11 protein-coding genes are annotated in these 10,479 nt (G+C 67.0%); 3 read left to right on the plus strand and 8 right to left on the minus strand.

From position 1 onward, the window contains the following. Positions 1 to 34: 34 nt before the first annotated feature. The 8 genes from ACFDTC_RS15035 to uxaC are packed head-to-tail and all read right to left on the minus strand — an operon-like array spanning position 35 to position 7,615. Positions 35 to 1,477: a mannitol dehydrogenase family protein gene (locus tag ACFDTC_RS15035; RefSeq protein WP_375259699.1), complete on the minus strand. Its 1,443-nt coding sequence runs from the start codon at positions 1,475 to 1,477 to the stop codon at positions 35 to 37. Further along, complete coding sequence (gene kduD, locus ACFDTC_RS15040) at positions 1,455 to 2,201, minus strand: 2-dehydro-3-deoxy-D-gluconate 5-dehydrogenase KduD (RefSeq protein ID WP_375259700.1); 747 nt, start codon at positions 2,199 to 2,201, stop codon at positions 1,455 to 1,457. The genes ACFDTC_RS15035 and kduD overlap by 23 nt, the downstream gene beginning before the upstream one ends. Further along, positions 2,198 to 3,022 carry a 5-dehydro-4-deoxy-D-glucuronate isomerase gene (kduI, locus tag ACFDTC_RS15045; protein WP_375259701.1) on the minus strand — a complete coding sequence of 275 codons (825 nt, stop codon included), beginning with the start codon at positions 3,020 to 3,022 and terminating at the stop codon, positions 2,198 to 2,200. The genes kduD and kduI overlap by 4 nt, the downstream gene beginning before the upstream one ends. 12 nt (positions 3,023 to 3,034) lie before the next feature. Continuing rightward, complete coding sequence (locus ACFDTC_RS15050) at positions 3,035 to 3,346, minus strand: cupin domain-containing protein (protein WP_375259702.1); 312 nt, start codon at positions 3,344 to 3,346, stop codon at positions 3,035 to 3,037. A gap of 11 nt (positions 3,347 to 3,357) precedes the next feature. Then, a complete protein-coding gene (locus ACFDTC_RS15055; protein ID WP_375259703.1) occupies positions 3,358 to 4,638 on the minus strand; it encodes a TRAP transporter large permease in 1,281 nt (426 codons plus the stop codon). Then, positions 4,638 to 5,144, minus strand: a complete 507-nt coding sequence (locus tag ACFDTC_RS15060; protein ID WP_375259704.1) for a TRAP transporter small permease — start codon at positions 5,142 to 5,144, stop codon at positions 4,638 to 4,640. The genes ACFDTC_RS15055 and ACFDTC_RS15060 overlap by 1 nt, the downstream gene beginning before the upstream one ends. A 60-nt stretch (positions 5,145 to 5,204) precedes the next feature. After that, positions 5,205 to 6,179 (minus strand): TRAP transporter substrate-binding protein, encoded by a 975-nt coding sequence (locus ACFDTC_RS15065; protein WP_375259705.1) that lies wholly within the window; start codon positions 6,177 to 6,179, stop codon positions 5,205 to 5,207. A 29-nt stretch (positions 6,180 to 6,208) separates the two neighbouring features. Continuing rightward, complete coding sequence (gene uxaC / locus ACFDTC_RS15070; protein WP_375259706.1) at positions 6,209 to 7,615, minus strand: glucuronate isomerase; 1,407 nt, start codon at positions 7,613 to 7,615, stop codon at positions 6,209 to 6,211. Positions 7,616 to 7,726: 111 nt separating this feature from the next. Between uxaC and ACFDTC_RS15075 the strand changes: the two genes are divergently transcribed. From ACFDTC_RS15075 to ACFDTC_RS15085, 3 genes are all read left to right on the plus strand, one after another. Further along, complete coding sequence (locus tag ACFDTC_RS15075; protein ID WP_375259707.1) at positions 7,727 to 8,428, plus strand: GntR family transcriptional regulator; 702 nt, start codon at positions 7,727 to 7,729, stop codon at positions 8,426 to 8,428. Continuing rightward, positions 8,425 to 9,327, plus strand: coding sequence for a sugar kinase (locus ACFDTC_RS15080; RefSeq protein WP_375259708.1), 903 nt, complete (start codon positions 8,425 to 8,427; stop codon positions 9,325 to 9,327). The genes ACFDTC_RS15075 and ACFDTC_RS15080 overlap by 4 nt, the downstream gene beginning before the upstream one ends. 200 nt (positions 9,328 to 9,527) lie before the next feature. Further along, on the plus strand, positions 9,528 to 10,479 hold a 952-nt coding region (locus tag ACFDTC_RS15085; RefSeq protein WP_375259709.1), incomplete at its 3' end, for an ABC transporter substrate-binding protein.

Genomic DNA, 10,479 nt, shown 5'->3' on the forward strand with positions numbered 1-10,479 from the left:
TCGTCCAGCGGACCGAACCAGCGCCACGTCTCGATCATCGCACGTACTCCGCCACTGTCGCCCTGGAGCCCCTCGCCTGCAGCCGCTCGAACGCCGATGTGACGGCCTCGCGGAACCGCGCGTCTTCGGCGAGCGCCGCGTCGAAGACCTCGCGCTGTGCCAACAGGGCGCCGACCTTGTCCCATACGCCGTCGGCGCCGGCGGACGCGGCACGCAGCGTGTCCGCCAGGGGATCACGCACGTCGATCGCCTTTCCGTGTTCGTCCACGCCGCCCACATATGTCATCCACGCCGCCACAGCGAGGCACAGCCCCTCGGGCACGCGGCCGGCGGCAAGGTTGTCGCGGATGGTCCCAAGGATGCGCTGGGGCAGTTTCTGGCTGCCGTCCATGGCGATCTGCCATGTCCGGTGCTGGATCGCGGGGTTGCGATACCGGTCCAGCAGCGCCGCGCAATAGGCAGGCAGGTCCTCGCCCTCGGGCGGCGTCAGCGTCGGGACGATCTCGTCGGCCCAGAGCCGTTCGCACAGCCGTGCGAAATCCGCATCGGCGGTGGTCTCGGCGATGGTCTCGTAACCCGCGAGGTAGCCGAGGTAGGCCAGCGTCGAATGCGTGCCGTTGAGACAGCGCAGCTTCATCAGCTCGTGCGCCTCGACCGAGGCGACAATCTGCGCGCCGGCGGCCTCCCACGCCGGGCGGGGGCCCGCGAAATCGTCCTCGATCACCCATTGGCGGAACGGCTCGTGCACCACGCACGCCGGATCGCGATAGCCTTCGGCCTGTTCCAGCGCGTCGATGTCGGCTTCGGTGGTGGCGGGCGTGATCCGGTCGACCATCGTGGCGGGAAAGCGCCCGTGATCCTCGATCCAGCGGGCGAGATCCGCATCGGTGCGCCGGGCGAATTCCGTGACGACGCCGCGCGCCAGCGGGCCGTTCGACGGCAGGTTGTCGCAGCTCAGCACCGTGAAGGGACGCAGGCCCGCGTCCTTCCGCCGGGCCAGCGCCGCGACGATGAACCCGGGCGCCGAACGCGGCGCATCGAGCGCGGCCAGGTCGTGGGAGATGTCGGGATGATCGGCGTTCATCCGCCCGGTCGCAGGATTGTGGCAGTACCCCTTCTCGGTGATCGTGAGCGAGACGACATGTACGTCCGGGTCGGCCATGGCGGCGATCACGGCCTCCGGATCCTCGGGTGCCACCAGCACGTCCGAGACAGACCCGATGACGCGGGCCTGCCGCCCCTCGGGCGAAAGCGTGACGGACGTGTAGGCACAGCCTTGGGCCTTCAGCTCGTCGCGCGCCGTGGCGCTACGCAGGCTGACGGCACGGATGCCCCAGTCGCCCCCCGCTCTGGCCATCGCCTCGTCGGTGTAGACGGCGTTGAAGGCCCGGAAGAACGCGCCGGGGCCCAGATGCACGATCCCGATCTTCGGGGCCGCGCCGTCGCGTGTCAGTCTAGCGGGCAAGCCAGCCTCCATCCACGTTCAGGACCGCGCCGGTCACGTAATTCGCCGCCGGCGTGCACAGGAACGTCACCGCCCCCGCGATGTCCGCCGGATCGCCCCAGCGCCCGGCAGGGATGCGGCCGAGGATCTCCGCCGCGCGTTTCGGATCGTTGCGCAGCGCCTCGGTGTTGTTCGTGGCGATATAGCCGGGCGCCACGGCGTTGACGTTGATGCCCTGCCCCGCCCATTCGTTGGCGAAGATCTTGGTCAGCCCCGCGACCCCGTGCTTCGTGGCGGTGTAGGCCGGCACGCGGATGCCGCCCTGAAAGGACAGCAGCGACGCGATGTTGACGATCCGCCCCGGCGCGCCGCGCGCGATCGCGGCCTTCGCGAAGGCCTGGCACAGCAGGAAGACCGCCTTGAGGTTCACGTCCATCACCGCGTCCCAGTCGGCCTCGGAATAGTCGACCGAGTCCGCGCGCCGGATGATGCCCGCGTTGTTGACGAGGATGTCGAGATCGCCGGCCTGCCCCAGCCGCGCCGCCGCCGCGACGGGATCGGACAGGTCCAGCATCATCGTCTCGCCCGCGCCGCCCGACCGTTCGATCAGGCCAAGCGTTTCGTCGCAGGACGACCGGCCGGCCGCGATCACGTGGGCGCCGGCCTCGGCCAGGCCCACGGCAACCGCCTGACCGATGCCGGTATTCGCACCGGTGACCAGCGCGCGCGCGCCGTCGATGCGGAAGGCGCGGCTCATCGCAGCGCCTCCATCGGGACCATGTCCATGTCGGTGAAGTCGACGTTGTCGCCGGCCATCGCCCAGCAGAACGTGTAGCTTCCCGTGCCCGCGCCGGAATGGATCGACCAGGGTGGAGAAATCACCGCCTCTTCGTTGGCCATGACGATGTGGCGCGTCTGGTCCGGCTCGCCCATGAAGTGGAACACGCGCTGGTCCGCCGACAGGTCGAAATACAGGTACGCCTCCATCCGGCGTTCATGCAGGTGAGCGGGCATCGTGTTCCAAAGCGAGCCTTCGGCGAACTGGGTGTAGCCCATCAGAAGCTGGCAGCTTTCGCACACCTCGGGGTGCAGGAACTGCAGGATGACGCGTTCGTTCGCCGTCTCGCGCGCGCCAAGCTCGACCCGCCGCGCATCGGCCAGGCGGATCAGCCGCGTCGGGCAGGTGCGGTGCGCGGGCGCCGACAACACGTAGAACCGGCCCGCGCCCGAGAACTCGACAGGGCCGGCGCCCATGCCGATGTAAAGCACCTCGCCACGCTCGAACGTGTGCGTCTCTCCGCCGACCGCGATCGTGCCCGTCTCGCCGATGTTCAGCGCCGCCATCTCGCGCCGTTCGAGGAACGCTTCCGTGCCGGTCTGCGGCACCGTGTCGAGCGTGAGGGACCCGCCATCGGGCACGACCGAGCCGAGGATCAGGCGGTCGTAGTGGCTGTAGACCAGCTTGACCTCGCCCGGGCGAAACAGCCCGTCGACATGGAACTGGGCGCGCAACCCTTCGGTGTCGAGACCGCGCGCGGTCGCGGGGTCGATGGCGTAGCGGGTTTCTGCTTCGGTCATGAGTGGGTCCTTTCAGAGAAAGTCGTCGCGGCGGGGTGTGAAGGTGTCGACCAGCTCGCCCGGCTCGAGGCACCGGCAGCCATGGGTCGCGTCCGAGGGGATGACGAAGCTGTCGCCCGGCCCGACCTCGAACGCCTCGTCCGCGACGGTGAAGGCGAAGCGGCCCGAGCGGACATAGGTCGCCTGCACGTGTGGATGGCTGTGGAGCTTGCCCTCGGCGTCTGTGTCGAAGCGGAACGACACGACCATCAAGTCGGGCGTCTCGGACAGGACCTGCCGGGTGACGCCCGGATCGGCCTCGGTGGCGGGGTAGCGTTTCAGCATCGCGGTCTCCGTCAGTGGAAGAGCGAGGGAAGCCAGAGCGAGAGCGCCGGCACGTAGGTGACGAAAAGCAGCGTGACGAAGGCCGCGAGGTAGAAGGGCCAGATCGTCCGGACGGCCTGTCCGATGTGGATCCGACCCACGGCGCAGCCGACGAACAGCACCGCCCCCACCGGCGGCGTGCACAGCCCGATCCCGAGGTTGAGGATCAGGATGATGCCGAACTGAACCGGATCGACGCCGAAAGCCGCGGCCACGGGCAGGAAGATCGGCGTGGTGATCACGATCAGCGGGCTCATGTCCATGAAGGTGCCCAGCAGCAACAGGCAGAGGTTGATCAGCAGCAGGATCACGATCGGATTGTCGGACACGCTCTGCAGCCCCTCGACCAGCGCGGCCGGCACCCTCAGGAAGGCCAGCAACCAGCCGAAGGCCGCGGCCGAGCCGATCACCAGCAGGACCATCGCAGTCGTCCGCACGGCGTTCAGCGTGGTCTCGACGAAGGCGGTCCACGACAACGAGCGATAGGCCACCAGCGTGACCGCCAGCGCGTAGACCACCGCGATGCACGAGCTTTCCGAGGCAGTGAACACGCCCGAGCGCACGCCGCCGAAGATGATCGCCACAAGGATCAGGCCGGGAACGGCCGACGCGAACAGGATGCCCAGCATCTGCAGTCCCGGGAACGGCTCGGTCGGGTAGCCGCGCTTGCGCGCCACGTACCAGGCTGCGACCATCAGGCTCAGCGCGAGAAGCAGGCCCGGTATGATGCCGGCGGTGAACAGATCCGCGATCGAAATCCTGCCGCCGGCCGAGATCGAGTAGATGATCAGGTTGTGCGACGGCGGCAGCATCAGCGCGATGATCGACGACACGACGGTGACGTTCACCGCGTAATCCGTGTCGTAGCCGCGCTTTTCCATCTGCGGGATCATCAGCCCGCCGATCGCGGACGCATCCGCCGCGGCCGAGCCCGAGATCCCGCCGAAGAGGACCGAGGCGGTGATGTTCACCTGCCCCAGCCCGCCGCGCAGGTGTCCGACCATCGCGCCCGCCAGTGCCACCAGCCGGCGCGCGATGTCGCCGCGCACCATGATCTCGCCCGCGTAGATGAAGAACGGGATCGCCATCAGCGCGAAGACCGAGATGCCGGAGTTCAACCGCTGGAACACGACGATCGGAGGCAGGCCCATGTAGAGGACGGTCGCGAAGCTCGACACGCCGAGGCAGAAGGCGACCGGCGTTCCGATGAGCAACAGGACCGTGAAGCTGCCGAAAAGGATCCACAGTTCCATCAATGATCGACCTTGTACGTGAAGCTCGACGTCGGAAGACCAGCAGCGCGGCGGGCGAGACGTTCGAGGGTGAAGAGCGATATCAGCACGCCGCCGGCGATAAGCGGCATGAAGTCCCACGCGCCCGAGATGCCGAGCGACGGGATCGTGTTGGCGGCGGTCTTGGCGGCCAGCTGCCAGCCGTAGACGACCATCCCGATACCGAAGCCGGTCACCACCACATCCGAGACCGACAGCAGGACCGCCTTCATCCGGTCGGATGCGAGGTAGAGCAGGATCTCGAAGGAAAGGTGGTTGCCTTCGCGGATGCCCACGGCGGCACCCAGCAGGATGAACCAGCCCATCACCATGACGGACATCGGCTCGGTCCAGATCAGGCTGTCGTTGAGCACGTAGCGGAAGAACACCTGTGCGGCGATCATCGCGGTCATGGCGATCAACCCCGCGCCGGCGACCCACAGCGCGATACGGGCCAGTACGCCCGTCAGTTTGGCAACGGCGATCATAACACCCCCCCCGGTCCCGGATCGGACCGCCCCTGCGTCGGGCGGCCCGTCGGGATTGCGTTACTCGGTCGCTTGGATGCGCGAGACGAGGTCCTTCAGGGTCTCTGAAGTGACGTGCTTGTCGTAGACCGGCTTCATCGCGTCCATGAACGGGGTCTTGTCGATGTCGGTGATCACCTCGACGCCGGCGTCACGCACGAGTTGTTCGGATTCCGCTTCGCGGGCCTGCCAGGCCTCGCGCATGATTGGCACGCTTTCCTTCGCGGCCTGGCGCACGATCTCCTGGTCCTCGGGCGACAGCTTGTCCCAGCTCATCTTGGACATCACGAGCACCTCGGGCACGATCAGGTGCTGGTCGAGCGTGTAGTACTTCGCGACTTCGTAGTGGCCCGAGGATTCGTAGGACGGCCAGTTGTTCTCGGCCCCGTCGATCACGCCGGTCTGGATCGAGGAATAGACTTCGCCGTAGGGCATGGGCGTGGCGTTCGCACCCAGCGCGTCGACCATGTCGACGAAGATGTCCGACTGCATGACGCGGAACTTCATGCCGGCCAGATCGTCGATCGACTGGATCGGCTTTTCGGAGTTGTAGAAGCTGCGCGAACCGCCGTCGTAGTAGGCGAGGCCCACAAGATCGTGGTCCTCGAACGCGGCCAGGATCTCGTCGCCGATCTCGCCGTCCATGACCTTGTGCATGTGGTCCACCGACCGGAAGATGTACGGCAGCGAGACGACCTGCGTCTCCTCGATGATGTTGTTGAACGGTCCCATCGAGACGCGGTTGAGGTCGATCACGCCGAACTGGGTCTGCTCGATCGTGTCCTTTTCCTGCCCCAGCTGGGCCGAGTGGAACACCTCGACGCAGATGCGGCCGTCGGTGCGTTCCTCGATCATCTCGCCCATGGCCTCGACCGCCATCACGGTCGGGTAGCCTTCGGGGTGCGTGTCGGACGAACGAAGCGTCACTTCGCACGCCGTGGCCGCGCCGGTCAGCGCGGTGCCGGCGAAGAGCCCGGCCAAGATCGTGTGTTTCATCTGTTTTCTCCTCCCTGGATGGATGGGCTTCAAAGCCCGTAAGCCTCTTTTGCGAGGCGGTAGGTCAGATCCTGTGCCACTTCGAAGGCGGCTTCCTCCCGAAGCCGCCCCGTCGCGACCAGCGTCGCGAGATAGGCACAGTCCGACCGCCGGGCGACGTCGTGCCGCGCCGGGATCGAGCAGAAGGCGCGGGTGTCGTCGTTGAACCCGGCCGTGTTGTAGAAACCGCAGGTCTCGGTCGTGGCCTCGCGGAAGCGCGTGATCCCTTCGAAGCTGTCGAAGAACCACCAGGGCGGCCCCAGCCGAAGCGCCGGATACGCGCCCGCAAGCGGCGCGAGCTCGCGCGAGTATACCGTCTCGTCCAGCGTGAAGAGGATGATTCGAAGACCGGGCTCCATGCCCACGGCGCCCAGCAGGGGCCGAAGCGCGTCGACGTAGTCGGTGCGGCCCGGAATGTCGAAACCCTTGTCGCGTCCGTGCCGCGCCATGACCTGCGCGCTGTGGTTGCGGCGCGAGCCTGCGTGGATCTGCAGCGTCATCCCGTCGTCGAGGCTCATCCGCGCCATCTCGGTCAGCATCTGGCCGCGGAAGGCGTCGGCCTCGTCTGGCGTGAACGCGCCCGACATGACCTTGGCGAACAGCGCCGCCGCGTCGGCCTGCGAGAGGTCTTCGGTCCGGGCGGTCGGGTGGCCGTGATCGGTTGCCGTCGCGCCGTGGTCCCTGAAGAACGCGCGGCGCGCGCGATGAGCCGCGAGGTACCCGTGCCAGGTTCGCGTGTCCTCGCCCGTCAGCTCGCCCAGCGCGTCGACGTTGGCGGCGAAGCCCTCGAACTCCGGATCGACGACGGCGTCCGGGCGATAGGTGGTCACCACCCTTCCCGACCAGTCGCTTTCCGCGATCATCCGGTGCCAGCGCAGGTCGTCCAGCGCGCTTTCGGTCGTGGCCAGCACCTCGATCCCGAAGCGGTCGAACAGCGCGCGGGGGCGGAAACCGGGCTCGGCCAGCTTCGCGTCGATATGATCGTAGTACATGTCCGCCGTCTGCGCCGACAGCGGCTCGTCCAGGCCGAAGACGTGCTCGAACGAATGATCCAGCCACATCGCAGACGGCGTGCCCCGGAACAGGTGGACGTTCTCGGCGAACAGCCGCCAAATCCGGCGCGGGTCGCGCTCGGTCTCGCCTCCGTCTACGCGCGGCACGCCAAGATCGGTCATCGGAACGCCCTGACTGACCAGCATCCGGAACACGTAGTGATCGGGGATGACGAACAGCTCGGCCGGGTTTGGAAAACGCGCGTCTTCGGCGAACCAGCGCGGGTCGCAATGCCCATGCGGGCTGATGATCGGACGACCGGCCACGCTTTCGTAGAGCGCACGCGACAACCCACGGGTCCGCGGCTCGACGGGAAACAGGCGATCCGGATCGGTCAGCGGCATGTCGCGGCCATGATGTTCCTCCTATTTGGCATACTAATATGGTAGTAAGGCAGTTGTGTCAAAACTGAAATTGCCGTAGGTCGAAATGAACGCCATCGCGAGATGATCCCCATGCCCGACATCACCCTAGAGCCGCTTGCCGCACCCGCGCCCCAGACGACGACCGACCAGGTCTTCGAGACGCTTTATTCGGCGGTGGTGTCGCTCAAGCTGCCGCCGGGCGCTAAGGTCTCCGAGGCCGAAATCGCCAAGCAGCTCGACGTGTCGCGCCAGCCGGTACGCGACGCGTTCTTCCGTCTGTCGAAGCTGGGATTCCTGCTGATCAGGCCGCAGCGCGCGACGCTCGTCTCGCGAATCTCGGAACGCGCGGTGCTGAACGCGGCCTTCGTCCGCACGGCGATCGAGGCGGAATGCACGCGCCTGGCCACCGAGCGCCGCACGGACGAGGATATCGCCCGCCTGCGCGCCAACCTTCAACGGCAAGAGCAGGCGTTGGGCGTCGAGGACGCGGGCGTGTTCCACGGTCTCGACGACGCGTTTCATCGCATGATCTGCACGATCGCGGGCCACGCACACGCCTGGGACCTGATCCAGGAACAGAAGGCCCAGATGGACCGCGTGCGCTTTCTGACCCTGTCCGAGAAACGCCGCCGCGACGTGCGCGCCGAGCATGGCGTCATCGTGGACGCGATCGCGTCCGGCGATCCCGACGAGGCCGAACGGCTCATGCGGACGCACCTGGCCGACATCCGCCGCGTCGTCTCGCAGATACGCCACGACAAGGCCGCCTTCTTCGAAGAAGAGCGCCCATGACGCGATTCCTGGCGATCGGCGAGTGCATGATCGAGATGGCGCCCGACGGTGCCGGAAAGTTCGTCATGGGCTTCGCGGGCGACACGTTCAACACCGCATGGTACGCACGTCAGGTGGCACCTCCGAACGTCGAGATCGCCTATCTGTCGGCCGTGGGGGCCGACAAGCCGTCGGACGACATGGCCGCCTTCATGCGCGAGTCCGGCATCGTGCCGCACCTGCGCCGCCGGGCCGACCGGACCGTCGGCCTTTACCTCGTCAGCCTTGAGAACGGCGAGCGTACGTTCTCGTACTGGCGCAGCGCGGCCGCCGCCCGGACGCTGGCCGACGATCTGGATTCGCTGCCCGTCGGGGCCGGTGACACGGTCTTCTTCTCTGGCATCACTCTGGCGATCCTGCCCGAAACCGGGCGCCGCCGCCTGCTCGAGCTGATGGCGCGCGTCCGATCCGACGGTGTCACGGTTGCGTTCGATCCAAACCTGCGCCCACGCCTTTGGCTGGGTACCGAGGACATGTGCCGGTGGATCACCCGCGGCGCGGCCGTCGCCGACATCGCCCTGCCCTCGTTCGAGGACGAGGCCGCATATTTCGGCGACGCAAACACCGACGCGACCGCCGAACGCTATTCCGAAGCAGGCGCCGGTCTGGTCGTGATCAAGGACGGGCCGAAGCCGGTCCTGATCCGTGCCGGCCACGCCCGCCAAACCGTTGCGCCCGACAGCGTCTCCGACGTGGTAGATACCACGGCCGCGGGCGACAGCTTCAACGCGGCGTTCCTCATGGCGCTGGCAGACGGCGGATCGCATGCCGAAGCAGCGCGCGCCGGCTGCGCGCTATCCGCACGGGTCATCGGCAGGCGCGGAGCACTCGTCCCGGTCCAGGCTCCGGTTCGCACGTGACACGCACCGCGCTTCGATGTCTCGCATTCCTGTCGCGCACGTTTTCCCAGCTGGGTCGTCGAAAGCCCGACGCCGTGACCGCCGAAGGGAACCTGACCAAAACACCTTGAAAACGCCATCGGATGTCGATAGCCGGTTCCCGACAAAACAACTCAACAATGAGATTCCCGATGACGAACCAGATGCTCCCGGCACTTGCGATGACTGCTCTGGTCGTCTCGGCCGGCGCGACCTACGCCCAGACGGACTACCCCCTGACGATCGAGAATTGCGGCCAGTCCGTCACCTTCGAGCACGCGCCGCAAAACGCCGTGGCCCTGGGCCAGAACAGCGCCGAGATCATGCTGCTTCTGGGCCTCGAGGACCGCATGGCCGCCACCGCTTTCTGGCCCAATTCGGTGCTGCCCGAGGTGGCAGAGGCCAACAGCGGCGTTGAACTGCTCACGGTCGAATTCCCGACGCTGGAATCGGTGCTGTCGACGCAGCCCGACTTCGTGGCGGCGATGCTCACGACCCTGCTCGGCCCCGACAGCAAGGTCGCCAAGCGTTCGGATTTCGAAGATCTCGGCATCCCGACCTACCTGTCGCCCAGCGCCTGCGCCACGACGCTGGACGCCAACGACGCCTACGGCTCTCGCGAGGAACTTTGGAGCATGGACCTGCTCTACAAGGAGATCGAGGACCTGTCGCGGATCTTCGACGTCGCCGACCGCGGAGAGGCGCTGATCGAGGATTTCAAGGCGCGCGAAGCCGCCCTGCGCGAGCAGTTCTCGGAGAACGAGGACCTGACCTTCCTGTTCTGGTTCTCCAGCCCGTCGCCGGCCGACGACGCCTATCTCGGCGGTGGCAACGGGCCCTCGGGCTACATCGCGGACGTCCTCGGCGGCTCGAACGCCATCGAGACCGAGGCGGACTGGCCGGCCGTCGGCTGGGAAGGCATCATGGCCGCCGATCCGACCGTATTCGTCACGGCGCAGGTCGACCGCAACCGCTGGGATCTGGACACGGCCGAGAACAAGATCGCATTCCTGCAATCCGACCCCACCGTCAGCCAGATGGAGGCCGTTCGCGAAGGCCGCATAGTTGTCATGAGCGGCGCGGCCATGAACCCCAGCATCCGCACGCTCTACGGCGCCGAGCAGGTCGCCGAAC

The sequence above is a fragment of the Citreimonas sp. genome, from assembly GCF_042096055.1.
Taxonomy (GTDB): Bacteria; Pseudomonadota; Alphaproteobacteria; order Rhodobacterales; family Rhodobacteraceae; genus Citreimonas.

Bases quoted from the DNA above. Each gene is read 5' to 3' on its own strand.
- ACFDTC_RS15055 (WP_375259703.1), bottom strand. From the start codon at position 4,638: ATGGAACTGTGGATCCTTTTCGGCAGCTTCACGGTCCTGTTGCTCATC.
- uxaC (WP_375259706.1), bottom strand. From the start codon at position 7,615: ATGCCGCTGACCGATCCGGATCGCCTGTTTCCCGTCGAGCCGCGGACC.
- kduI (WP_375259701.1), bottom strand. From the start codon at position 3,022: ATGACCGAAGCAGAAACCCGCTACGCCATCGACCCCGCGACCGCGCGC.
- ACFDTC_RS15075 (WP_375259707.1), top strand. From the start codon at position 7,727: ATGCCCGACATCACCCTAGAGCCGCTTGCCGCACCCGCGCCCCAGACG.
- kduD (WP_375259700.1), bottom strand. From the start codon at position 2,201: ATGAGCCGCGCCTTCCGCATCGACGGCGCGCGCGCGCTGGTCACCGGT.
- ACFDTC_RS15060 (WP_375259704.1), bottom strand. From the start codon at position 5,144: ATGATCGCCGTTGCCAAACTGACGGGCGTACTGGCCCGTATCGCGCTG.
- ACFDTC_RS15065 (WP_375259705.1), bottom strand. From the start codon at position 6,179: ATGAAACACACGATCTTGGCCGGGCTCTTCGCCGGCACCGCGCTGACC.
- ACFDTC_RS15080 (WP_375259708.1), top strand. From the start codon at position 8,425: ATGACGCGATTCCTGGCGATCGGCGAGTGCATGATCGAGATGGCGCCC.
- ACFDTC_RS15035 (WP_375259699.1), bottom strand. From the start codon at position 1,477: ATGGAGGCTGGCTTGCCCGCTAGACTGACACGCGACGGCGCGGCCCCG.
- ACFDTC_RS15050 (WP_375259702.1), bottom strand. From the start codon at position 3,346: ATGCTGAAACGCTACCCCGCCACCGAGGCCGATCCGGGCGTCACCCGG.